A 23,265-nucleotide genomic window follows, 5' to 3' on the forward strand; every position below is an offset into this window, starting at 1 on the left:
TCACTGTGAAACCCTGTCCGTCTTTTTTCTGAACATCCTGTCATTAACATAATAAAACTCAACTACGTTAAACCTACTGTGGATTCTTCAAATTCATTCCCTCCTCCAATATTTCTTTTGCATGGAAGCTAATTTAAATGCTATTCGTATCTTTTTAGTGGATCTTTCACATGCTAACTTCAATAAAAATGATGCTGTCAAAAGTTTTCGGAATAAAGAAATTAATATAAAAAATGGATATTTACAACGAAAGATTATTTTTTCCTAAAAAATGAGCCAAAACTCTTTTCATTCATTACGTAAAGCATATATAATTACTTATGTTTTTTCGACAATGGGGATCTTGGATTTGGTCTATATTTCATTCAAATAGTAGATCGTGGGAGAAATCGCCTTTTAAATATATTGGGGTAACCGTCAAAGGAGTCTTAACATCATGAAAGAAGCAAAAAGCGGAGTCAAATGGGTTCCTTTCTTCATTTCCCTTGCTGTTGGCGTGGCTATCTGGTTTTGTCCAGTACCTTCAGGAGTAGAGGAAAAAGCGTGGCATCTGTTTGCTATTTTTGTGGCGACAATAATAGGGTTTATAACAAAACCGTTGCCAATGGGAGCGATATCCTTTATTGCTATGGCTACGATTGCCATAACAAATACATTAACTATAGAAGAGACATTAAGCGGTTTTGGCAATTCAACGATTTGGCTAATTGTTATTGCTTTCTTTATTTCTCGTGGATTTATTAAAACGGGACTAGGAGAACGAATTGCCTATGTATTTGTTCGTCTTTTTGGGAAAAAAACTTTGAGTCTGTCTTATTCTTTATTAGCGAGTGACCTAATATTAGCACCTGCTATTCCAAGTAATACAGCTCGTGCTGGTGGTGTAATTTTTCCAATCATCCAGTCATTATCCCATACTTTCGGATCTAAACCGGAAGACGGGACAGAGCGTAAGATGGGTGCCTTTCTTTTGAAGGTAGGGTTTCAAGGGAATTTAATCACGTCTGCGATGTTTATGACAGCCATGGCCGCGAACCCTTTAATTGTAAAGCTAGCAAGTGATTCAGCTGGGGTAACGATTACTTGGTTTGGTTGGGCATTGGCTATGATTGTCCCTGGGTTAACAGCATTAATCGTTGTTCCTTATGTTATTTATAAAATTTATCCGCCTCAAATCAAGGAAACACCAGAGGCAGCAGCAATCGCTAAACAGAAACTGGATGAATTTGGTCCACTGAAAAGTTCTGAAAAACGAATGATCGTAGTATTTGTTGTTGTGTTGTCGTTATGGATTGGTGGAGACTACTTAGGAATTGGTGCTACTACAGCAGCTCTTATAGGTCTTTCATTGCTTTTATTGTTAGATGTATTAACATGGGCAGATATCAAAAAGGAAGAAGGCGCATGGGATACACTTATTTGGTTTGCAACGCTATTTATGATGGCATCTTTTATGAACAAACTAGGGCTGATTCCATGGTTTAGTAATGAAGTGGGTGGACTGGTATCTGGGTATAGTTGGATATGGGCTGTTGTTATATTAGCATTAGTCTATTTCTATTCTCATTATTTCTTTGCGAGTTCCACAGCCCATATTAGTGCGATGTATGCAGCATTTTTATCTGTTATGCTGCAAGCGGGAGCACCTGCCATGTTGGCAGCTATATTATTAGCAGCATTTAGTAATTTATTTGGCGCCACTACTCATTATGGTTCTGGTCCAGCACCGGTCTTCTTTGGTGCAGGTTATATTGATCAAAAAAAATGGTGGACAGTTGGATTTGTAGTTTCCGTTGTTACCATCCTAATTTTTGTTATAGTAGGAGGACTATGGTGGAAGCTTCTTGGTTATTGGTGAAATAATTAGCTTCTGTATCCGGATAGAACATGTTCTATCCGGATATTTTTTTGAGATTTTTAACCCTTCTTCATTTTGCAGTTAATGGGGGAGGTATTTTTTTAGATGGCTAAGAAGAGTTTGTTGTCCTTTGTTTACCTGTCATTTGGTGTTATGATAAAAATGGATATCAATAAAACTACATATTAAAAGTAGTATGGACACTAAACAACACCTAAATGAAAGAGATGGACAAGTGTAATGAGTCATTTAATTGTACAAAATTTAACGAAAACAGTGGGCGATAAAACGCTCTTTCAAAATATTGAATTTACGATTTATGAGGGGGAGCGAGCTGGGCTAATTGGTATTAATGGTACTGGTAAATCCACATTGCTTTCTATTTTAGCAAATGAAATCGAAGCGGATTCAATGGAAGTTGACCGCCCAAATAAATATCGTGTTGCATATTTACCACAGGAGCCTACTTTTAATGGTGGCGAAACTGTGTTACAGGCAGTGTTTGCAGGGGATTCACCTATTTTAAAACTGAATCGTGAATATGAGGAAGCGGTTGCTGCACTTGCATTAAATCCGACTTCAGAAAGTTTACAAAAAACGCTATTTAGCTTGCAACATCGTATGGATGAAGAGCAGGCATGGGATGTCAATGCACTTGCTAAGACAGCGCTTACGAAGCTTGGAATTGAAATGTTTGATAAAGAAGTATTAACACTGTCAGGCGGTCAGCAAAAGCGCGTTGCTTTAGCTAAAGTTTTAATCGAGCCGGCAGATCTTTATTTATTAGACGAGCCTACCAACCATTTAGATGTGCAGTCAACAGAGTGGCTGCAGGAAATGGTGTTACGATTAAAGGGAGCAGTTATATTTATTACCCATGATCGTTATTTCTTAGACGAACTGTCTACGCATATTTACGAGCTGGCTGATCAAACATTATACCGCCATACGGGGAATTATGGGGATTATTTAGAGTCTCGTGCTATTCGTGAGGAAATGAAAGCAGCCTCTGCCCAAAAAGATCGCAACCGCTATCGCTCAGAATTAAAATGGATTCGTCGTGGTGCAAAAGCGCGTTCTACGAAGCAAAAGGCACGTATCCAGCGCTTCGAGCAGTTAGAGGATAACTTGGAGCGTAAATCTGAGGATGTTTCTCTTGAAATGGGACTAGCAACAACACGCCTCGGTCGGAAGGTTTTGGAGGCTGAAAGTATTTCAAAGGCATTTGGCCAACAAAAAATCCTTGAAAACTTTTCATTTTTACTACAGCAGGGCGATCGTATTGGTATTATCGGAGCGAATGGTGTAGGAAAATCAACATTATTGAACATGCTAGCAGGTGAGCTGACACCTGATGCTGGTGAAATTCTTGTTGGTTCGACAGTGAAGTTAGCGCATTTTAAACAAACACTACCGAAGATGAATGAAAATGAGCGCATGATTGAATATATCCGCGAAGCTTCAAATGATATCACAGATGCAGAAGGTGTACGTTATTCTGCTGCTCAAATGCTGGAACGTTTCTTATTCCCACTTCATGCACACGGTACACCTATCGGTAAATTATCAGGTGGAGAACGTAAACGACTGCATTTATTACGATTATTAATGGAGCAACCAAACGTACTGTTACTAGATGAGCCTACAAATGATTTAGATATTGAAACATTAGGTGTGCTCGAGGATTTCATTGAGCATTTCCCTGGAGTCGTTATAACGATATCCCACGATCGCTTTTTCTTAGATCGAATTGCGAAAAAGCTGTGGATATTAGATGGTCTGGGGCATGTTAATGAGATGCTTGATATTTACAGTGAATATTTACAAAAGCGTGAACAGGAAGCTGCTGTAAAGGTAGAGGCACCAAAAGTCGAAAAAACTAAGACTGAAAAGCCTAAATCGGACAAGAAAAAATTATCCTTTAAAGAGCAAAAAGAATGGGAAACAATTGCTGATGACATAGAAAAGACAGAGACAGCGATTATGGAGACAGAAGAAGGTATTGCTAATGCTGGAGCTGATTTTACAAAGCTACAGGAATTAACGGCGAAGCTAGATGAGTTAAATGCACAATATGAACACCTTATTGAAAGATGGTCGTATTTAGATGAAATCGTAAATGGATAAGGAGCGATATACATGAAGATTATTACAATTGAACCGACACCAAGCCCTAATTCTATGAAGATTGTCGTTGATACAGAGTTACCTTTTGGCAAAAGCTATAATTTTACAAAGGATAATAAAGAGGAAGCAACTGGTGAAGCGGCAGCGATTTTAGCAATCGAAGGTGTTAAAGGTGTTTATCATGTAGCAGATTTCTTTGCTGTTGAGCGTAACGCAAAGTATGCATGGGAAGGTATTTTAGCAAGCATTCGTCAAGTGTTAGGTGAAGATGTACAGGAAGTAAACACAGCACAAGTAGCCAATGAATTTTATGGTGAAGTGTACGTTCATGTGCAATTTTATAAGCAAGTACCACTTCAAGTAAAGGTATTTGATAATCAACGTGAGCACCGCGTAAGCTGTGGTGAGCGCTTTGTGAAAGCTTTCAATAAAATTATTGAAACAGCAGTTGATGAAAATTATATTTTCCAACGTAAGTGGATTGACTATGGCGTACGTTATGGAGAGCTTGAGGAAATTGCAGAAGCCGTAAAACAAGAAATCAATGTAACATATTCTGAGGAACGTTTAACGGAGATTATTGCAACGATTAATGATTCTGAGAAAACAAATGAGAAGCCAGCTAAGCTAAAAATGACTGTTGAACAGTTTAAGCAACCAGAATGGGAAAAACGTTTCCAATTGCTTGACCAAATGGCAGATCCAGAGCTAGATGATTTACCACTTTTAGATTTAGCGTTACAAGATGAGCAAATGTCTATCCGTCGACTGGCAACCGTTTATTTAGGAATGATTGAAGATGTGGCAGTTGTTCCATATTTAGAAAAGGCATTACAGGACAAAAGTGCAGCGGTACGTCGAACTGCAGGAGATTGTATGAGTGATCTCGGCTTCGTAGAATTTGAAGACGCGATGCAGCAAGCATTACAAGATAAAAACAAACTTGTTCGTTGGCGTGCAGCTATGTACTTATATGAAGTCGGTACCGAGAAATCATTAGCGGCATTAAAGGCTGCTGCAGAAGATAAAGAGTTTGAAGTGAAGCTACAAGTAAAAATGGCGATTGCCCGCATCGAACAAGGTGAGGAAGCAAAAGGGTCTGTCTGGAAGCAAATGACAGAATCTCGCCAGCCATAAATTGCAACTTTAATCAGTGACCCGTTAATGGGGATAAAAGAAATAAACCAGCTCTCTGCTATGAATGTAGTTCAACAGAGACGCTGGTTTTCTTTTATTGTTGCTTTTGGTAAAAAGTAAAATTATCTACTAATGTTCCAATAAAAATATTAACCTCTAATAAATGATAAAACCAACTTTGTTTCGAAATTGTATACATCTTCATTTAGTGTGAATAAAGATACCTTTTTCCTTTGTCCAAGTGCAAATCGTATTTCTATATGGCTTCCTTTTCCAGCTGGAAAAATGACGATAAGGAAGTCGCTTGCATGACTACATTTCTTTCGGAAGTTCCAATTTGTCTTTTAATCTTCCAATATAATAGCAGCACAATATTTTTAAAACTAGACTGTTTTCTCAAAGTTTGTTACTTCTGGTTTGGCTATCTTCTTCTTCAACAAAAGCACCCGATAGTTGAAGAAGGAAGTATTTAAAATTCAAAGTTTCGAACCACACCAAGGACAAAAATCAATGCTAATAATCGACTTCCTACCATCATGTATTATCAAACCGTAGTCATTATTTTGTTCATAAAAAATGATTATTTTATCAGGACATTCAAACGGATTCTCATGTATTTCACACTTGAAACTTGCATGAAAAGTCATATCCTCACAACAATGTTTTTTCATAATTTCATTTCCCCTTATTCAAGTAAAGCCCTCCGTTAGCTGAAGAAGAAGAATTTTTTAGTCAGAAATAACGATTACATTTTCTGCAACTTTCTTTTGGTCAGTAGAACTTGGGGTTTCTACTAAATCAAAGGATACTTTTTGACCTTGTTTAAGGAATCTGAATCCATTCAGAAATCTTTCTTTATCAGGTAAAATCGAACTAAAATGAACAAAAACATGATTTTCATCCTCACCGTCAAGCATGATACGACCATAACCCTTTTCTTCTTTAAACCATTTAACAATTCCCTCTCGTTTCATATCTTTCGACCTCCAATACATTTTTTACTCAACTAATCTACGCCGTTAGCACAAGAAGCGATTGCTCTAATTGAACAATCACCTCTTAGCTTACATGTATGTATTGACAAAATTAAACACCATAATGAATCAACCATCTATCTTCTTTTATTGCTTCAGCTATTTTTTTCATCAATTCTTCAAGTTCTTCTGATTTGTACTCGTCGTTTGCTTCACAAACCATATTTAAAAATTGTTTATGAGAACTCGGTGGTATCAATGTTATTCCAAAATAGGCGAGGCTTTTATAAGGTCTATTTGTGTTATGTGCGAATGTTTCTAGATGATTCATTTTTTCACCAAAATCCTTAGACATAAGTTCATCAAAAAGGTCCCCATCTACACCTATGCAATTATATTTTTCAGGTTCATAACTAACATACTCTTTATTTTTTTCAATACATTCAACTATTCCAAACTCGTGAATATAAGCCAAATTAACACATCTCCTAAGTCTTCAGTTTCTCACATTATTTTACAACACTTTCTTGTTCATTTTTCAACTAACCTGCTTCGTTAGTTCACTAAAAAAAGAGCTGCCTATGCAACTCCATGTTCTTCAAGTAAAGCACCCCGTTACTTCAATATGTACATACTTTATTCTTTAAAAGGAAACAATACAATTTAGTAAGTAAACCGTAAAGAGGTGTAATTGAAGATATAATGAAAAAGATGTTAATTACTTTTATACTATTCCTTATTCTAACATCTATTCAAACAAAAACCGTTTCATCATATAATTCAACTCAAGACTCTGAAGAACTTAGATTACAGGATATGCTTATGCTAATGCTTACTCCTTATATTGATAAAGATTTGAATAGCTATTATTATCCAAATATTTTAAAGGATTTTTCAGCTAATGTAACTCCGTGGAAAATTGAAGTGATTGAAACAAAGAGAGTGAATAGTTTCCGTGGTTTTTTATTGCAAATTACATTTGAAATTGAACCTACAGATGGTGGACATCATATCCCTGTAGGGAAGGACCGCATGACCTATGAAATTTCTTCCGGACCTGAGGTTAAATTAATAAATCACACGCACCTAAAAACATATAAATATCCACCAGAATAATTACGTAATTAATACGGACTTTCTTTAACTAATCTGCGTCGTAATAAGAAAAAGCCAATCCTCTTCTTGGAGAATAGCATCCGTTAGCCATCCATGTAGCGCTAAAACCAGTGATACACCACAGAGAATGAAAGATTATTTCGTTCTTTCATGGGAGTTGAATAAGGATTAGGACACGATATCTTTCAATTCCGCTAAAAATTCAGTTTGAAAGCCCACTTCAAATACTACAAATTGAAACAAGCCTAACTGACTTAATCAGTAGGCTTAATTTTTTTCCATACATACCACCAGGAAAGCGCCCAGCCGGAACAGAAATCAACCCCACGTTATGATAATGTGACAATTATTCCGTTTTAGTATATTTTTTACAAAGAAAGTATAGCTCCTCTTTTTATCGGAAAATAACATAAAGCAGATAATTTTGTTGTTTTCTAGTTTTTTACTACTAAACAAAAAGTTAATAGCATTCTATATATTATTAACAAAGTGTCTAATACTTGTCTAATAGGACAATGTTAGAATTATTTAACTTCTTCTAGCAGGTATCCAAACACCTGCTAAAATAGAGGAACTCAGTCTAAGAACGCCACGTCCTGTGGCAACGACTGAGTGACCAACATCATGTTGTGTTGCTGTCGCTTCGCTTTCGCATAGACAAAAACATGTTGCTGCCGCTGCGTTAGCACTGCGCTTTCGCACAGAAAACATTTGTTGGCCCAAAGCCTCCGGCGGATGTCATGGAATCGGAAAGGAGTTCTTAAAGGATGTTAGCCTAAAATCATCGCATCCATGCGATAACGGCTAACTGACCTGCATCGGTAAAAACGCCACGTCCTGTGGCATTACCGAAATGACCGACATCGTGTCGGCCCTCGTGCAGGCCTAAGCACAAAGCCGATTCCGGACGCATTGCCGAGGCATAATTGATCTCTAGAATATTCTATAAAATAAGGGGGGCGTTTGAATGACAGTAACAAGTTTAAAGACAACAGAATCTTATATACGTGACCGCGAAGCAGTTATTGAGCTTACACAAAAGCTAGTACGGATAGAAAGCGTTTACCGAGAAGATGATCCAAATGGCAATGAACAAGAAGTTGCGAATTTTGTCGCTCAATATTTACGTGATATCGGGATTGAAACACATATAGAGGAGGTAGTGCCAGGTAGGCCGAATGTCATTGGTATTATTGATTCGGGTAAGCCGGGAAAAACACTACTTTTTGAAGGACACACAGATGTCGTTACTGAAGGAAATCGGGAAGCATGGACGTACGATCCATTCGGTGCAGAAATTATTGATGGTCGAATGTATGGCCGAGGCACAAATGATACAAAAGGAAATCTTGCATGTATGATTACAGCTTGTCAGTCGTTGTTACTGGATCAGGAAGAATTTACAGGCAAGATTATTTTATGTATTCCATGTGATGAAGAAGGACTGATGCTTGGTATTAAACATTTTATAAATAATGGCTGGGCAGATGATGTGGATGGGGCGATTATCTGTGAGCCAGAGGAAAACAACGTATGTATCGCACAACGTGGGGCAATACGCTTGAAAGTAGATATCTTCGGTAAAATGGCGCACGGTGCAATTTCTTGGAGTGGCATTAACCCAAACTGGCGAATGGCACGCTTTATCGTGGAGCTTGAAAAATTGGAAAAAGAAGAACAAGCACGTTTAGGGCGTGATCCGATGCTTAATTGGCCATCTATTACACCAACGATTTTACGAGCACCCGTAAAAGGAGATGCGCAAATTAATGTCATTCCTGATCACTGTATGACGACACTTGATATTCGTACAGTTCCTGCACAAGATCATGATGAGCTTCTCGGAAAAATAGAGACGATTATTAAACGTCTGCAAGCAGATGATCCGGATTTTAAAGTGGAGTTAACAGTGCTTGATAACCGCCCTGCAACAGCAACAGCGAAGGAGGATCCTGTTGTACAAGCCATTTATGAGGCAGTCGCTGAGGTAACGGAAAAAGAGCCGAAATATAACGGTGTTCCAGGGGCTACAGATGGAACGTTCCTTCATGTTCATGGAGTACCCATTGTTACTGTTGGAGCGGGTGATCGTGATATGCCCCACCAAATTGACGAATATGTTGAAATCGAAGAATTAGCAGAAACAACAGCCATTTACCGTTTAGCAGCAATAAAGTTTTTAGTAGGTGATGCACAATGACTCACGCAAAAATCGCAGTCATTCCAGGCGATGGCATTGGAAAGGAAGTTATGGAGGAAGCACTAAAGGTACTGAATTCTCTTCAGGAACATGATTCATCTTTACAAATAGACACAACCATTTTTCCGTGGAGTTCAGATTATTACCTCAAGCACGGTCGGATGATGCCAGACAATGCATTAGAGATATTGAATGAATATGATGCGATATTATTCGGGGCTATTGGAGATGCTCGTGTTCCAGATGACGTGACAGTATGGGAATTAATTATGCCGATACGAAAAAACTTCCAGCAATATGTTAATTTCCGGCCGATTAAATCACTACCTGGCATAGCTTCACCGCTTGCCAACGGAAGGGATATTGATTTTGTTATCTTCCGGGAAAATGCCGAGGGTGAATATTCCGATAGTGGTGGTCGAATTTATCATAATCAACCGCAGGAAATGACGATTCAAAACACGATTATGACACGTATCGGAATTGAAAAAATTGTCCAGGCAGCCTGTGATTATGCCTATAAAAATGGCAAAACGAAAATTACGAGCGCGACCAAATCGAATGCTATTATTCATTCAATGAAGTTTTGGGATGAACATGCTAGGAGAATTCTTGCACAAAGCTCACCAGCATTAGAGCTAGAATCTATTTATATTGACGCTTTAGTAGCCTATTTCGTGGAACGACCGCAAGATTTTCAGGTTGTAGTTGCTTCAAATTTATTCGGAGACATCTTATCAGATTTAGGGTCAGCCATTGTCGGTGGTCTTGGGTTATCACCGTCAGCTAATTTAAATCCAGAAAAGGCATTCCCGTCTATGTTTGAGCCTGTGCATGGGTCAGCACCAAATATTGCAGGAAAGGGCATAGCAAATCCAATCGCACAAATTTGGTCACTTGCTTTGTTACTTGGACATATTGGGAGACCGGATATAGAACAGTTAATTGTGAGTGCGATTGAGACGGTGCTTCGAGAAGGTATCGTGAAAACCGCAGATATTGGTGGACAGGCGACAACGGCACAAATGGGTGATGCCATTTGTCAGGAGATTATTAAAATGAATTTAGCGGCAAGGGGTGTATAGCATGGCAGTAGAACAACAGGTCATTATCGTTACAGGTGCTGGCGGCGGTATGGGAAAAGCCATTATTCAGGAGCAGCTTGCAAAGGGCAATATTGCAGTAGGGCTCGATCTATCAGTAGCTTCTCTTAGCGATTTAGCGCAGGATGCCTTGCAATGCTTTGAAGTCAATGTCTTGCATGAGGGGCAAGTGAACGAAGTATTCAAGCAGGTTTTTAACAAGTATGGAAGGATTGACGGACTTGTCAATGCGCTTGGTATAGCGCAGGCAGCTACGCCGATTGAGCAAGTAACGATGGACGAGTGGAATCGGTTAATGGATGTCAATGTTAAAAGCTTATTTATTACAACAAAGGCAGTCGTTCCTTATATGAAAGAGCGCCAAAAGGGATCAATTGTAACAATTGCATCCATTTCTGCTGTACGTCCACGCCCAGGTTTGCAATCTTATATTGCTTCTAAAGGGGCGGCAGAGAGCTTTACACGTGGTTTGGCTATAGAGCTAGCACCGTTCCAAATACGTGTTAACACGATTCATCCAGGGCCAGCTGATACACAGATGCTCGGTCAATTTACGGCACAAGGAGCAGACATCGAGCAAACAAAGCAAAGTGTCTTTGTTCAATCGGTCCCCCTTGGACGCTTAGTAGATCCAGCAGACATTGCAGGAGCAGTAAGTTATTTACTCTCTGATGCAGCGAGTATGGTTACAGGAACGACATTACATGTAGACGGTGGTCGCGGACTATAGGAGGGATAAGCGTGAAAAAAATTCCGATGTTGATAAATGGTGAGTGGATACATGGTGGTATGGAAGCATTATTGGATGTCATGAACCCCTCTACTGGTAAAGTCATTGCCCAAATTACGAATGCTAGTAAAACCCATGTTGACGAGGCTGTACGCGCTGCACGTGTAGCGTTTGAAAGTGAAGAGTGGCGAAAAATAAAGGCCTATGAACGTGGGCAGTTACTTATTGAACTTGCACGCTTTATACGTCTTCATGCAGAGGAATGGAGTTTATTAGAATGTCGTGATGTTGGAAAGCCGTTAACACAAGCGAGAGCAGATATTGAAGCAGCAGCTCGCTATTTTGAGTTTTATGGTGGCGCTGCTGATAAAGTAATGGGGGATACGATTCCCATTGAAGACGGTATTTTAAATGCGGTAGTGTTAGAGCCTATCGGAATTACCGTACATATCGTGCCTTGGAATTATCCTATTCAAATTACGGCGAGAAGTGTAGCGGCTGCCATTGCTACTGGCAATGCAGTAATTGTCAAAAGTGCTGAGGATACGCCATTAACTACACATGCCATAACGGAATGGTTTGCGGATAAATTGCCAAGAGGTATTTTTCAGCATATTACAGGTTTAGGTCGTGATGTTGGGCCGTATGTAACAGCTCATCCTGATATCAATCATATTACGTTCACAGGCTCTGTTCCAACAGGCATTGCGGTGATGAAATCAGCTGCTGAAAATGTTGTACCTGTAACGTTAGAGCTTGGTGGGAAATCCCCAAATATTGTTTTTGCGGATGCCAACATGGAGCAAGCACTTGATGGAGTTGTACGTGCCATTATTCAGAATGCCGGACAAACATGCTCTGCAGGGGCTAGACTACTAATTGAAGAGAGTGTCAAAGAAAAATTCGTTGCACAATTAGTGCGAAAATTCCAAGCTTTAAAAGTTGGTCCGGGTGAGGCAGACGTTGATATGGGGCCACTTCTAAATGAACGACAATATACGAAGATTTCAACACTGCTGCAAAAGGCGAAGGAAGATGGCTATGTGATTACAGGTGGTGAGACACTGACGATTGCGGGCTATGAAAAAGGATATTATGTTGAACCAACAATACTTGCAGGAGTAGAAGCTAACGATGCACTTGCACAGGAGGAAATTTTCGGACCGGTGTTGACTGTATTGACGTTTGCGACGGTTGAGGAAGCAATTTCTTTAGCGAACAGTACAGATTACGGTTTAGTTGCAGGGGTTTGGTCAAAAGATTTAGACACTGCACATTATGTCGCAAGCCGTGTAAAAGCTGGACAAGTGTTTGTTAATAACTATGGAGCAGCAGGCGGAATTCAAATGCCGTTTGGTGGCTATAAAAAGAGCGGCATTGGTCGAGAAAAAGGTTTTGTCGCGTTGAGAAACTATACGCAAATGAAAAATATCGCGATACGCTATGCACCACCAAATCAAATGTGATAAACGGAGGGATGCATATGGATCAGCCAAAAGAAAATCAAGTGCTACTAGAGGTAAATCATTTAAAAATAAAATTCCATTTAAAAAATGGTAAAGAGGCAAAAGTTGTTGATGATGTAAGCTTTACGATTCGTAAAGGAGAAACGGTTGCGCTTGTAGGTGAGTCTGGAAGCGGTAAAAGTATTACATCGTTATCCATTATGCGATTATTGCCCATACCTCCAGGAGAAATTTCAGCTGGTACGATTAAATTGAATGGTAAAAATCTCTTAGACTATAAAAATAAAGAGATGAGCACTATAAGAGGCAATGAAATAAGTATGATTTTTCAAGAGCCGATGACGTCATTAGATCCTGTTTTTACAATCGGTAATCAAATGATGGAAGGAATTCGTAGACACCAAAGGATTTCAAAAAAAGAAGCGTGGGAGAAATCACTACAGCTTTTAAAAGAAGTCGGTATTGCCAATGCAGAAAAGGTTATTACTGAATATCCGCACCAATTATCAGGTGGGATGCGCCAGCGTGTCATGATTGCGATTGCAATGTCCAATAACCCTCAGCTGCTGATTGCGGATGAGCCAACAACGGCACTTGATGTAACCGTACAGGCACAAATTTTAAAGCTTATGATGAAGATGAAGGAAGAACATCATTCGGCTATTTTATTTATTACACATGATATGAGTGTTGTAGCAGAAACGGCAGATCGCGTTATGGTCATGTATGCAGGACAAATCGTAGAAGAAGCACCCGTGCGAGAGCTTTTTATGAATCCAAAGCATCCGTATACAACTGCTCTTTTAAAAACAATGCCTAATCTAGACGCAGATGTTAAAAGATTACCGTCAATCCCAGGCACTGTTCCACCAGCTTATGCGTTACCAGAGGGCTGTCACTTTGCACCACGCTGTCCATTTGCGATGGAACAATGCCATGAGGTGCAGCCTGAGGTAATCCATATTCAAGACGAGCATAAAGTGCGCTGTCATTTATTTACGGAGAAGGGGGCGCTTGATCATGACGAAGAAAGAAGTTTTGCTTGAAATTAATCATTTAAAAGCCTACTTTCCTGTAAAACGTAAGTCGATGAAGGAAGAGAAAAAAGTCATTAAAGCAGTCGATGATATTTCTCTTGAAATTTTCCGTGGCGAGACGCTTGGGATCGTAGGAGAATCTGGCTCCGGAAAATCGACGTTTGGCCGAACTATTTTGAAACTCGTTGAACCGACCGGGGGAGAAATTTTCTATAAAGGACAGCCTATTCAGCAGTTAAAGGGCAGTAAGCTCCAAACCTATCGCAATCAAATGCAAATGATTTTTCAGGATCCTTTTGCATCGCTCAATCCTCGTATGCGAATAGGTGCCATTATCGAAGAGCCGATGAAGTTGCAATTAACATTAACGAAAGAGCAGCGCAAAAAACGTGTAAAGGAGCTTTTACAGAAGGTAGGTCTACCAGAAGATGCTGTGCAAAAGTTCCCGTATGAATTTTCCGGCGGTCAAAGACAACGAATCGGTATTGCGCGGGCTCTTGCTATTCATCCAGAGTTCATTATTGCGGACGAGCCTGTATCTGCACTAGATGTTTCGGTGCAATCACAGGTTTTGAACTTAATGATGGATTTACAGGATGAATTTCATTTGACCTATTTATTTATTTCACATGATTTAAGTGTTGTGAAACATATTAGCGATCGAGTGGCTGTGTTGTATTTAGGAAGGGTAGTGGAAATTGGCGCGAAGAAAGAATTATACGCTAATCCTCTGCATCCATATACGAAGGCGTTACTATCGGCCATTCCAGTGATCAATTTTGATGAACCGAAACAAGAAATACCGTTACAGGGTGAATTGCCAAGCCCGATGAATCCTCCTGTAGGCTGTGTGTTTCATACACGTTGTCCCTATGTCATGGACAGATGTCATCAGGAACGGCCTGTGCTTCAGGAAGAAAATAACCATCAACGGGTAGCGTGCTTTTTATATAGTAAATAGATTGAAAAATCAGTCTATATGAAGTGGGGTGTGTATGATGTTTGGCAATATTACGGATGTGCCTGGAGTTAAAGTAGGGCATGCAGAAAATAGTGAAGGAATTACAGGCTGTACAGCAATTTTAGTGGAAAATGGTGCGGTGTGCGGTGTCGATGTAAGAGGCTCAGCACCGGGCACTCGAGAGACGGATGCACTTGATCCTATTAACGAAATTGATCATGTACATGGGATTTGCTTGTCCGGAGGAAGTGCATTCGGATTGGATGCTGCGACAGGAGTAATGCAATTTTTAGAGGAGCAGGGTATTGGTGTGGATGCAGGTGTTGCTACCATTCCAATTGTTCCTAGTGCTGTACTGTTCGATCTATTTATAGGTGATCCAAAGACAAGACCTACTGCTCCAATGGGCTATGAAGCGGCTATGAGTGCAGTTGTTGGTCCATTTGCAAATGGGAATACAGGAGCTGGTTATGGTGCGACTGTAGGGAAATTGGCAGGTCCTCAATTTTGTATGAAAGGGGGGCTAGGTAGTGCCTCTATAGCTGGCAAAGAGGGTGTTGTAGTTGGCGCCATAGTTGCTGTCAACGCTGTTGGGGATGTAAAAGATCCTGCTACAAGAGCAACACTAGCAGGAGCAAGGGATCCGAAAACAGGGGAATGGCTTGATTGCTGTACTTATTTAGAAGAGCATGTGCAATCGGAAGCATTATCTGGTACGAATACGACAATCGGTGTCATTGCAGTGAATGCCAAGCTAACAAAAGCAGAGGCGAAAAAAATAGCCCAGCTTACACAAAATGCTCTTGCACGGACAATTTATCCAGTACACACAATGCTGGATGGAGATACGATTTTCGTGCTTGGTACAGGAGATAAAACATATCCAGTTGACTATTTGGGCCATTTGGCTACAAGAGCTATGGAGGAAGCAATCATTGCTGGCATTAAAGCTGCTGATAAATTAGCTGAAATTGAAAGCTTTAAAAGCATTCAAATAATGAGCACATAGGGAATAGGGGGAAATGACATGAGGCTGAAGAACAATTGGTTGATGCTGTTATTGACATTGATAGTAGTTTTACTAATTAGTGCCTGTTCAAGTGATGACAAAAAAGATGCAAGTTCTGGTGGAAAGACAGTAGCAGATTTACCTCAAGAAATCGTAATACGTATAAATGATGACCCAGATTTTTTAGATCCACATAAAGCAACAGCATCTATTTCGTACCAAATGATTCTTAATATTTTTGAAGGACTAATGGCACCACAAACAGATGGAACTTTAATAGAAGGGTTAGCCGAAAGCTATGCAATATCAGAAGATGGTTTAACATATACATTCAATATTCGTCCGGGTGTGAAATTTCATAATGGTGAGGATTTAACTGTTGAGGATATTCAGTATTCATTTGATCGTTTAATGGGGAAAAACGGTGGCGAAAAGATGTCAAACAGCTTTGATAACGTTGCGTCAACGGAAGCACCAGATGCCAATACATTTGTGATCAAGCTAAAGGAGCCAAACTCCAACTTCTTATATTCATTAACAGCACGTCAATCAGCCATCTTACCAAAAAGCAATGATGGAAAGCATAATGAAAACCCAATAGGTACGGGACCATTTGCTTATGTAAAATACTCTCCGGGCACAAATTTAGAATTGAAGAAAAATGAACACTACTGGAAGAAAGGGTTACCTTACTTGAATAAAGTGACGTTTACCTTCCAATCGGATGATCAAGCAGCAATTATGAGTTTAATGGCCAATGAAGTCGATTTAACGAGTGTACCATGGCAACGTGTAAGTGAAGTAGAAGGTAACTATAACTTATCACATCAAAATAATAACTCATCATTAATCGTGACATTTAATGAAACGAAGGCACCTTTTGATAATGTAAAGGTCCGTCAAGCAATTAACTATGCGATTAGTAAGTCCGATATTATTGACTCAGTGTATGCAGGCTATGCTGTACCACTTGGTTCAAATATGAGTCCAGCGATGGGGGACTATCAAAAGAAAGGCTTAGAAGATATGTATAAGCGTGATGTGGAAAAAGCTAAAGCATTATTAGCAGAAGCAGGCTATCCTAAAGGCTTTAAAACAAAAATTACGGTATCTTCGCATAATGATATGTATTCAAATATCGCGCAAATAGTTGCGGCTAATTTAAAGGAAATTGGTATTGATGTGGAAATTGAAGTTGTAGAATGGGGTATTTGGCTAGACCGAGTTTACTTTGGTCGCGACTATCAAATGACAACGATTGATTTAACAGGTCGTGCATCTGCCTATGAAATTTTAAATGATTACATTTCAACAAATGATAGTGAAAACTTCTTCAAATTTAAAAATGATGAATACGACAAAATTATGGTAGACGTTTTAAAAGAAAGAGATCAGGCAAAACAAATTGATTATTACCATCGTGCACAGGAAATTTTAGCTGAGCAGGCAGCAGCAGTATACATCGCAGATTATCAAATTGTCTGGGGAGCTAAGAAGCAAGTTACTGGATTAAAGAACTACCCATTCTGGTTCCATGATATGTCTGAGGTTAAAATTTCTAACTAGAAAGGGATGAGTGCTTGATGATGTATATTATACGTCGATTCATCCTGTTAATAACAACCATCCTTCTAGTGTCGATAATTACATTCGGTGTTTTTCAAATTTTACCTGGTGATCCGGTTCGGACAATGTTAGGCACTGAAGCGGACCCCACACAAATTGAAAATTTGCGATCAGAGCTTGGCTTGAATCGCCCCCTTTATGAGCAATATACAGATTGGATGAAGGGATTATTAACAGGGGAATTAGGAAATTCCATTCGTTTTTCAATGCCAGTAAAAGATTTACTGTTTAATAGATTACCTGTAACGATGTCATTGGCTGGGCTCACCCTCTTAATTGTGTTACTTATTTCCTTACCATTGGGGATGTTTGCGGCGAGAAGACAAAATAAGCTCAGTGATGTGTCGTTGTCGACAGTGACGCAAGTTGGCATGGCCATTCCTTCTTTCTGGCTTGGCATGATACTCATTTTATATATTGGTATGCAGTTCAGCTTCTTTAAAATAAGTGGGTATATTCCGTGGACGCAAAGTGTAGCAGGAGCGTTAAGTACGCTCGTTCTCCCAGCGTTAACAATTGCGATTCCACAAATTGCTGTCAATTTCCGCTATGTTCGTACGGCTATTTTAGAGCAAGTTCAGCTCGATTATGTGCGTACGGTTCGCAGTAAAGGGATGTCTGAGCAAAATGTTATGTATAAGCATGTCTTAAAAAATTCGATGATTCCCATATTAACAGTATTTGGATTGATCATGGCAGAAGTTGTTGCTGGAACGATTATTGTGGAGCAAGTATTTTCACTCCCAGGTGTTGGTCAACTCCTCATCACGGCTATTAGTAATCGTGATTTTCCATTAGTACAGGGAATCGTAATGTATATTACTGTTGCGGTGGTTATGATCAATTTTATGGTCGATATTTTATATTCCGCGTTAGATCCTAGAATCCGATTACGATGAAAGGTGGATACGATGAAAAATATACAAAGGTACATGAAAAATATCAATTTAATCATTGGTCTACTAGTCATTGTCGGTTTTCTAATCGTAATGATTATCAGCTTTTTTTATACACCACATGATGTGAACTCGATGAATATACCTCAAAAATTACGTAGCCCAAGTAGTGATTATCTTTTTGGTACGGATGAATTTGGTCGTGATATTTTTAGCCGTATAATGAAAGGAACACAAACGGCCTTTACAGTCGGTCTACTGACGGTATTTATCGGAACAATTTTTGGTATTTTAATTGGGGGTATAGCAGGGTATGTAGGAGGCTGGATCGATGAAATTTTTATGCGCATGATGGATGCATTAATGGCCTTTCCAGGAATTATATTAGCTTTAATGCTCGTTGCGGTATTTGGTCCAGGGATTGTTAATACGGCTATTGCATTAGGCATTATTGCCATACCGGCCATCGCAAGAATTACGCGAAGTGGATTCGTCCAACATCGTGACACTGAATATGTCTTAGCAGCAAAATTAATCGGCGTAAAACCTTTTAACATTATGTTTCGCCATATTTTACCTAATATTTCTTCTCAAATTATCGTCGCAGCAACTGTAACCTTTGCCACTGCGATGCTTGCGGAGGCAGCACTGAGTTATTTAGGGCTTGGCGTGCAGCCACCAAACCCTAGTTGGGGACGAATGTTAAAAGATTCACAAGCTTATTTAGTTGGAGCCCCTTGGTACACTTATGCGCCAGGTGGAGCCATTACAGTACTTGTATTAGGCTTGTATATGCTTAGCAATGCGTTACGCGATTTTATGGATCCACGTTCAAAAGCGTAACATATCAGGTGCTGTTTTTTTCAATAATTCATAGGCCTTCACCGCTATTTCTATATTGAGACGGTGAGGGGCCTGTAAAAAATCAGCTCCTAAAATATTTTCTAGTCGTTCAATTCGTTTATAGAGTGTTTGACGGACAATAAATAATTGTTCAGCTGTATCATTTTTGGCACCATTGCATGCTAAATAAACACAGAGCGTTTGATAAAGGTCATTACCATTCTTTTGATCAATCAACAGTATTTCTTGTAAATAATCTTTAACGTATTGCAAAAGGGCAGCATGGTCCTGATGTAATAACAATCTGTAAACACCTAAATCCTTGTAATAAATAGAAGAAGCAAGTTCATTGTGTTGCATTTGAATGGTTGTTTTTGCCTCTTTATAGCCTTGCTGAACGCTGTTAACGGATTGATAAACATTACTAATGCCAAAGGTAAGGGTTATTTGCTCGAAAAGCTGCGGTGTTTTTCGGGCAATAATCTGCTGTATTGCTTGATTAAAAGAGTCACGATTTTCTTCCATATCATCTGCTGCAATATAAAATGCAAGGAGTATTATTTCCTGTTGTCGAACCGAAACGGTAGGGAAGAAGCCAAGTTTTTTTAAGATGGAACGAACAAACATGACATTTTGAAGCTGTATTTCTTGCCAGTCTTCCTCTGTAAAGGTAGCGGCATAATCAAGAATAGTAAACACGACTACACGATAAAATAAGTTGCGACTTTCCATTGGCAAATAGCTCTGATGATACTGAAGATCAATGGGCTGACCTTGTATTAAGGCGAGGATAAATTCATCCTCACGACTTTGTTGGCGTTCCTGTAACATTCGATTGCGCATTAATATTTGGGCAATAGACATCGTTGCACGTTCAAGGTTTAACAATGTATAATCACTTGGCTTCGGCAGTGTAGAACGCATACATAAATAGCCCCATACTTGTCCAAGTCCGTTGACTGGAATGATGACGAAATGATCTTTGTCAATGGATAGAAGTTGTAGGGTTTCTTGTAATTCTAGTTGTTGACAGTGATCCTTCATAAGTTGTAAATACTTTTTGGCTTCTATTGGATAATAAAAGCTTTTTGTATCTTCGGAGACAAATAAAAATAATGCATCGGTATCTTGATGAAGCACCTGTAAAATTTTTAAAATTCCATTTGGCATTAGCGACAATTCCATAAACGTCTTTGATATCGTATCAAGCTGTGTTAATGCTTGCTGATGCTGATTAATAATGTAAGTATGTAGATCCTGCGTAATATCGATAAATCTTACAACCTCTTCAAAAATGATGATAGGAAAATCATGAGCATTAGCCATTGCAACCAGTTCTGCAGGGACATAATTAAAATAATCACCAATCTCAATACAAAGAGCTGCAGCACCGTTACGAATAAGGTTTTGAAAGTAAGCAATTTGTGTTTCACGCTCTAACTGTAAACCTACACCGGTTGTTAATATGAGCTCACCGCCATTTATTAACGTATCAAAATCTTTTATTTCTAAAATATGTGTCCATAGTACTTGTCGATTTAGGCCTTGTTGTCCTGCGATTAGCTTGGCGGATTCAAAATGCTTTCGCTCTAATACATCACGTACAAGTAGAGGATGTTTCGACATTAATAAGCACCTACCCTTCGAATGTACAATAATTATGTTTGATTAATCAGAAAATTTCAATGTTAAATAGAATAATAGAGTAAAGTCGGTGAATAAGGGTTCCCGGGGATAGAGACGGACGGATGTATGTGTGGAGTGGAGAGATAAAAAGGTATTTTTCGCAAAGGAAGGCGATTCCAAATGCTCAGAAGCGCAAGGAATCGCCTTTAATAATTTCGTTTATGCCCTTTTTTTACGTATTCCCAATCAGTTTCGATGTTTTGACGAATACGAATTAAAAAGTCTTGAACACTGTCCATTTCTTCAGGAGAAAAACCATCTAATGCTCTAGTATTCGAATAGTCTCCTTCTCGCTTTAAAAACGGATAAATCTTTAAACTTTTTACTGTTGGGAAAAGCTGTTTGTTTTTCTTGTTACCAACTTCAGTACGCTTTTCTACAAAGCCTTTTGTTTCTAACTTTTGAATCGCTCGGGAGGCAGTTGTGCGATCTACCTTCAATAGTTCCGCAACCTTTTCCTGAATAATACCAGGGTTTTCACAGATGCGGGTGACATACAAATATTGTCCCTTTGTTAAATCGAGTTCTTTAAACTCAATATTACTAATGGAATCAAGTGCCCGCGCAATCGCACCAATATCTCGTAAAATTTCCTTCATTGATTGCCTCCGAAAAATATTGTATTTGCAATAAAAAATACTCTATACTATATATTATCATCCATGCAAGGAAATTTCACTTCATATCTACAGGTGATTTTCTTTTCCAAGCAGCGGAGATTACGCTTCTAAACCATCAAAAAACGAGGAGGAATATAAAAATGAACACAAAAAAAATTACAGATGAAAAAGATTTACAAACAGCATTTGCGATTCGTCAAAAAGTTTTTATTGATGAGCAAAAGGTGCCAGAGGAAGAAGAATTTGATGAATTCGACACGCTAGATGCAGCATGTGATCATATTCTTGTGTACTATAACGAACAACCTGTGGGCACTGGCAGACTGCGAGTTGTTGATGGCTACGGCAAACTAGAGCGTATATGTATATTAGTAGAATTCCGCAAATTTGGTCTAGGTAAAGTGATTATCCAAAGTTTAGAGGAAATAGCATTTGAAAAAGGTTTAACAAAATCTAAATTAAACGCGCAATCCTATGCAGAGGGCTTTTATGAAAAATTAGGCTATAAGCGTGAAGGTGAAGAATTTATGGATTGTGACATCCCACATATTTTAATGAAAAAACAATTTAATAGAGTGTAGTGGTATTTATTTTTCATTTAACAAAATAGCAAACTAGGTTTAATTTAGTTTGCTATTTTGTTTTAGTGCAATAGCTCTTTTATTTTTTCCCAGAATGGCTTAATTTTTTCTTTATTCGGCACATTTTCAAATATCCAATCTGATTCGTTTTCGAATGCGTTCACTAATTTCTTTACTGCCATCTCATGTGTTACAAGGCTCATACAATTCATGATATCGACTACCCCATCTAATGGGTCAGTAGGTAACGAATTATACAACGCTTTAAGTCCAAGTAAAGCCCGCTCAGGACAATATTTATGCAGTAGAACTTTTGCGAAGTGTTCTAAACTATTCCGTAGTAAATGAACACTCCAAATCTCATTTCCACGTTTAGCACTCCAATAATATTGATACAAATACCAAAGCGTATCATCTACAGCATCTTGAAATTCGAGTGAAGTTAATGACAAAGTAGTAATTTTTTGTTTAGCTGTGAGAATTTCATTTGGATCAAATAATATTTTAATCGCATCGTGATCACTTATTTCAGAGGGAGTTACTGTAAATAAATCGATATGAATCAAATCGTCATATACGACTAGTAGCTGAGGGGCAATAATATAAATGTCATCAACAAATAATGTATCCTTATAAGTTTCAATATGCTTCTTGCGATTGGGTAAAAACGCTTCAATATTTTCTTCCTTCACAACGCAATACATATCGATATCTGAAAATTCATCATGCTCCTCTCTAGCCATGGATCCTCTTAAAAATACAGCTTCAATATAGTGATCATCTTTTAAACTTTCAAGTAAAACCTCAACAATATGATCCAAATTCAAGTGTATCCTCTCCTTTTATTAAAACAGGCTACCCAAAGTATGTTTTGAGTAGCCTTATTTTCCTAGACTTCCTTTACAACAGTGTCTGAGAAGTTATCGTGAGGAAGAAGTTGTCCATTTTGTTGTTCATATGCAGTTGGATTTTTCAAGTAATCGAATGGGCTAATTGAGTCACGGTAAGCCATTCGTTTCAAAAGTTGAGAGGAAGTCAGCTTAGTCCCATGTTCATTTTCAAGAACTAGACCCATTTTTTTGTAGCCAACTGTTTGGCCCTTTTTACGTAATTGTGCAAATTCAAGTGACCACAAAACGACTGTTGGTGTGACAATGGCATGAATGGCCTCGTTTTTTACTTTTTTTCGCAGGACATATTCAATCCCAGTTGTGACAGCCGTTGAAATTGCCAAATCAATTAGAAATGCTTTTGTTCGTTTTTTAGTAATAGATTTCATCGAAGTACCTCCTCAT

23 protein-coding genes are annotated in these 23,265 nt (G+C 38.8%); 15 read left to right on the forward strand and 8 right to left on the reverse strand.

Features of this window, described 5'->3' with window-relative positions; translation table 11 throughout:
* Nucleotides 1–436: 436 nt before the first annotated feature.
* The 3 genes from ACFCYJ_RS05630 to ACFCYJ_RS05640 all read left to right on the forward strand — a co-directional run bounded on the left by ACFCYJ_RS05630 (nt 437) and on the right by ACFCYJ_RS05640 (nt 5,122).
* On the forward strand, nt 437–1,858 hold the full coding sequence (locus ACFCYJ_RS05630; RefSeq protein WP_376071813.1) for an anion permease: 1,422 nt from the start codon (nt 437–439) through the stop codon (nt 1,856–1,858).
* Between the two features lie 240 nt (nt 1,859–2,098).
* Entirely contained in the window at nt 2,099–3,985 is a 1,887-nt protein-coding gene (locus ACFCYJ_RS05635; RefSeq protein WP_376071816.1) for an ABC-F family ATP-binding cassette domain-containing protein, read from the forward strand.
* 12 nt (nt 3,986–3,997) lie between these two features.
* Nucleotides 3,998–5,122, forward strand: a complete 1,125-nt coding sequence (locus ACFCYJ_RS05640) for a conserved virulence factor C family protein (protein WP_376071819.1) — start codon at nt 3,998–4,000, stop codon at nt 5,120–5,122.
* 476 nt (nt 5,123–5,598) lie between these two features.
* On the opposite strand, the gene ACFCYJ_RS05645 is transcribed toward ACFCYJ_RS05640, so the two are convergent.
* The 3 genes from ACFCYJ_RS05645 to ACFCYJ_RS05655 form a co-directional block, all read right to left on the reverse strand.
* Nucleotides 5,599–5,793 carry a DUF6980 family protein gene (locus ACFCYJ_RS05645; RefSeq protein WP_376071822.1) on the reverse strand — a complete coding sequence of 65 codons (195 nt, stop codon included), beginning with the start codon at nt 5,791–5,793 and terminating at the stop codon, nt 5,599–5,601.
* Nucleotides 5,794–5,850: 57 nt separating this feature from the next.
* Nucleotides 5,851–6,096 (reverse strand): cold-shock protein, encoded by a 246-nt coding sequence (locus tag ACFCYJ_RS05650; RefSeq protein ID WP_376071824.1) that lies wholly within the window; start codon nt 6,094–6,096, stop codon nt 5,851–5,853.
* Nucleotides 6,097–6,208: 112 nt separating this feature from the next.
* Nucleotides 6,209–6,571, reverse strand: a complete 363-nt coding sequence (locus tag ACFCYJ_RS05655) for a hypothetical protein (protein WP_376071827.1) — start codon at nt 6,569–6,571, stop codon at nt 6,209–6,211.
* A 227-nt stretch (nt 6,572–6,798) separates the two neighbouring features.
* Between ACFCYJ_RS05655 and ACFCYJ_RS05660 the strand changes: the two genes are divergently transcribed.
* On the forward strand, nt 6,799–7,212 hold the full coding sequence (locus ACFCYJ_RS05660) for a DUF3888 domain-containing protein (protein WP_376071830.1): 414 nt from the start codon (nt 6,799–6,801) through the stop codon (nt 7,210–7,212).
* A gap of 528 nt (nt 7,213–7,740) precedes the next feature.
* Here ACFCYJ_RS05660 and ACFCYJ_RS05665 read toward each other — a convergent pair.
* The gene (locus ACFCYJ_RS05665; protein WP_376071832.1) at nt 7,741–7,914 is read right to left on the reverse strand and encodes a hypothetical protein; all 174 of its coding nucleotides are present in this window, start codon (nt 7,912–7,914) and stop codon (nt 7,741–7,743) included.
* A 265-nt stretch (nt 7,915–8,179) separates the two neighbouring features.
* On the opposite strand from ACFCYJ_RS05665, the gene ACFCYJ_RS05670 reads away from it, so the two are divergent.
* From ACFCYJ_RS05670 to ACFCYJ_RS05715, 10 genes are read left to right on the forward strand one after another with little or no spacing between them, the layout of a single operon-like run.
* On the forward strand, nt 8,180–9,412 hold the full coding sequence (locus tag ACFCYJ_RS05670) for a M20 family metallopeptidase (RefSeq protein ID WP_376071835.1): 1,233 nt from the start codon (nt 8,180–8,182) through the stop codon (nt 9,410–9,412).
* Nucleotides 9,409–10,497: a tartrate dehydrogenase gene (locus ACFCYJ_RS05675; protein ID WP_376071838.1), complete on the forward strand. Its 1,089-nt coding sequence runs from the start codon at nt 9,409–9,411 to the stop codon at nt 10,495–10,497. The genes ACFCYJ_RS05670 and ACFCYJ_RS05675 overlap by 4 nt, the downstream gene beginning before the upstream one ends.
* A gap of 1 nt (nt 10,498) precedes the next feature.
* Nucleotides 10,499–11,245: an SDR family NAD(P)-dependent oxidoreductase gene (locus ACFCYJ_RS05680; RefSeq protein WP_376071841.1), complete on the forward strand. Its 747-nt coding sequence runs from the start codon at nt 10,499–10,501 to the stop codon at nt 11,243–11,245.
* An 11-nt stretch (nt 11,246–11,256) separates the two neighbouring features.
* Nucleotides 11,257–12,711 carry an aldehyde dehydrogenase family protein gene (locus tag ACFCYJ_RS05685; protein WP_376071843.1) on the forward strand — a complete coding sequence of 485 codons (1,455 nt, stop codon included), beginning with the start codon at nt 11,257–11,259 and terminating at the stop codon, nt 12,709–12,711.
* Between the two features lie 17 nt (nt 12,712–12,728).
* A complete protein-coding gene (locus tag ACFCYJ_RS05690) occupies nt 12,729–13,757 on the forward strand; it encodes an ABC transporter ATP-binding protein (RefSeq protein ID WP_376071845.1) in 1,029 nt (342 codons plus the stop codon).
* The gene (locus ACFCYJ_RS05695) at nt 13,732–14,709 is read left to right on the forward strand and encodes an ABC transporter ATP-binding protein (RefSeq protein ID WP_376071848.1); all 978 of its coding nucleotides are present in this window, start codon (nt 13,732–13,734) and stop codon (nt 14,707–14,709) included. The genes ACFCYJ_RS05690 and ACFCYJ_RS05695 overlap by 26 nt, the downstream gene beginning before the upstream one ends.
* Before the next feature lie 37 nt (nt 14,710–14,746).
* Nucleotides 14,747–15,718 carry a P1 family peptidase gene (locus ACFCYJ_RS05700; protein WP_376072173.1) on the forward strand — a complete coding sequence of 324 codons (972 nt, stop codon included), beginning with the start codon at nt 14,747–14,749 and terminating at the stop codon, nt 15,716–15,718.
* Nucleotides 15,719–15,736: 18 nt separating this feature from the next.
* Nucleotides 15,737–17,284: an ABC transporter substrate-binding protein gene (locus tag ACFCYJ_RS05705; protein WP_376071851.1), complete on the forward strand. Its 1,548-nt coding sequence runs from the start codon at nt 15,737–15,739 to the stop codon at nt 17,282–17,284.
* Between the two features lie 17 nt (nt 17,285–17,301).
* Nucleotides 17,302–18,243 (forward strand): ABC transporter permease, encoded by a 942-nt coding sequence (locus ACFCYJ_RS05710; protein ID WP_376071854.1) that lies wholly within the window; start codon nt 17,302–17,304, stop codon nt 18,241–18,243.
* A 12-nt stretch (nt 18,244–18,255) separates the two neighbouring features.
* Nucleotides 18,256–19,083, forward strand: a complete 828-nt coding sequence (locus tag ACFCYJ_RS05715) for an ABC transporter permease (protein WP_376071857.1) — start codon at nt 18,256–18,258, stop codon at nt 19,081–19,083.
* On the opposite strand, the gene ACFCYJ_RS05720 is transcribed toward ACFCYJ_RS05715, so the two are convergent.
* Both ACFCYJ_RS05720 and ACFCYJ_RS05725 read right to left on the reverse strand, forming a co-directional pair.
* The gene (locus tag ACFCYJ_RS05720) at nt 19,072–20,709 is read right to left on the reverse strand and encodes a PucR family transcriptional regulator (protein ID WP_376071860.1); all 1,638 of its coding nucleotides are present in this window, start codon (nt 20,707–20,709) and stop codon (nt 19,072–19,074) included. The genes ACFCYJ_RS05715 and ACFCYJ_RS05720 overlap by 12 nt on opposite strands.
* Before the next feature lie 206 nt (nt 20,710–20,915).
* A complete protein-coding gene (locus ACFCYJ_RS05725) occupies nt 20,916–21,368 on the reverse strand; it encodes a MarR family winged helix-turn-helix transcriptional regulator (protein ID WP_376071863.1) in 453 nt (150 codons plus the stop codon).
* 161 nt (nt 21,369–21,529) lie between these two features.
* Between ACFCYJ_RS05725 and ACFCYJ_RS05730 the strand changes: the two genes are divergently transcribed.
* Nucleotides 21,530–21,970 carry a GNAT family N-acetyltransferase gene (locus tag ACFCYJ_RS05730; protein WP_376071866.1) on the forward strand — a complete coding sequence of 147 codons (441 nt, stop codon included), beginning with the start codon at nt 21,530–21,532 and terminating at the stop codon, nt 21,968–21,970.
* Between the two features lie 62 nt (nt 21,971–22,032).
* Here ACFCYJ_RS05730 and ACFCYJ_RS05735 read toward each other — a convergent pair whose 3' ends face one another.
* Together ACFCYJ_RS05735 and ACFCYJ_RS05740 are read right to left on the reverse strand one after the other, a co-directional pair.
* Nucleotides 22,033–22,797, reverse strand: coding sequence for an aminoglycoside 6-adenylyltransferase (locus ACFCYJ_RS05735; RefSeq protein WP_376071869.1), 765 nt, complete (start codon nt 22,795–22,797; stop codon nt 22,033–22,035).
* A 62-nt stretch (nt 22,798–22,859) separates the two neighbouring features.
* Nucleotides 22,860–23,249, reverse strand: coding sequence for an RDD family protein (locus ACFCYJ_RS05740; protein WP_376071872.1), 390 nt, complete (start codon nt 23,247–23,249; stop codon nt 22,860–22,862).
* Nucleotides 23,250–23,265 lie beyond the last annotated feature (16 nt).

Origin of the sequence: Lysinibacillus sp. NPDC056232, assembly GCF_042267565.1 — a bacterium.
Taxonomy (GTDB): domain Bacteria; phylum Bacillota; class Bacilli; order Bacillales_A; family Planococcaceae; genus Lysinibacillus.

Excerpts from the sequence above, each read along its gene's own strand:
- ACFCYJ_RS05675 (WP_376071838.1), top strand. The coding sequence starts at position 9,409 with ATGACTCACGCAAAAATCGCAGTCATTCCAGGCGATGGCATTGGAAAG.
- ACFCYJ_RS05630 (WP_376071813.1), top strand. The coding sequence starts at position 437 with ATGAAAGAAGCAAAAAGCGGAGTCAAATGGGTTCCTTTCTTCATTTCC.
- ACFCYJ_RS05660 (WP_376071830.1), top strand. The coding sequence starts at position 6,799 with ATGAAAAAGATGTTAATTACTTTTATACTATTCCTTATTCTAACATCT.
- ACFCYJ_RS05740 (WP_376071872.1), bottom strand. The coding sequence starts at position 23,249 with ATGAAATCTATTACTAAAAAACGAACAAAAGCATTTCTAATTGATTTG.
- ACFCYJ_RS05645 (WP_376071822.1), bottom strand. The coding sequence starts at position 5,793 with ATGAAAAAACATTGTTGTGAGGATATGACTTTTCATGCAAGTTTCAAG.
- ACFCYJ_RS05710 (WP_376071854.1), top strand. The coding sequence starts at position 17,302 with ATGATGTATATTATACGTCGATTCATCCTGTTAATAACAACCATCCTT.
- ACFCYJ_RS05690 (WP_376071845.1), top strand. The coding sequence starts at position 12,729 with ATGGATCAGCCAAAAGAAAATCAAGTGCTACTAGAGGTAAATCATTTA.
- ACFCYJ_RS05640 (WP_376071819.1), top strand. The coding sequence starts at position 3,998 with ATGAAGATTATTACAATTGAACCGACACCAAGCCCTAATTCTATGAAG.
- ACFCYJ_RS05730 (WP_376071866.1), top strand. The coding sequence starts at position 21,530 with ATGAACACAAAAAAAATTACAGATGAAAAAGATTTACAAACAGCATTT.
- ACFCYJ_RS05720 (WP_376071860.1), bottom strand. The coding sequence starts at position 20,709 with ATGTCGAAACATCCTCTACTTGTACGTGATGTATTAGAGCGAAAGCAT.
- ACFCYJ_RS05715 (WP_376071857.1), top strand. The coding sequence starts at position 18,256 with ATGAAAAATATACAAAGGTACATGAAAAATATCAATTTAATCATTGGT.
- ACFCYJ_RS05635 (WP_376071816.1), top strand. The coding sequence starts at position 2,099 with ATGAGTCATTTAATTGTACAAAATTTAACGAAAACAGTGGGCGATAAA.
- ACFCYJ_RS05705 (WP_376071851.1), top strand. The coding sequence starts at position 15,737 with ATGAGGCTGAAGAACAATTGGTTGATGCTGTTATTGACATTGATAGTA.
- ACFCYJ_RS05695 (WP_376071848.1), top strand. The coding sequence starts at position 13,732 with ATGACGAAGAAAGAAGTTTTGCTTGAAATTAATCATTTAAAAGCCTAC.
- ACFCYJ_RS05680 (WP_376071841.1), top strand. The coding sequence starts at position 10,499 with ATGGCAGTAGAACAACAGGTCATTATCGTTACAGGTGCTGGCGGCGGT.
- ACFCYJ_RS05700 (WP_376072173.1), top strand. The coding sequence starts at position 14,747 with ATGTTTGGCAATATTACGGATGTGCCTGGAGTTAAAGTAGGGCATGCA.
- ACFCYJ_RS05650 (WP_376071824.1), bottom strand. The coding sequence starts at position 6,096 with ATGAAACGAGAGGGAATTGTTAAATGGTTTAAAGAAGAAAAGGGTTAT.
- ACFCYJ_RS05725 (WP_376071863.1), bottom strand. The coding sequence starts at position 21,368 with ATGAAGGAAATTTTACGAGATATTGGTGCGATTGCGCGGGCACTTGAT.
- ACFCYJ_RS05670 (WP_376071835.1), top strand. The coding sequence starts at position 8,180 with ATGACAGTAACAAGTTTAAAGACAACAGAATCTTATATACGTGACCGC.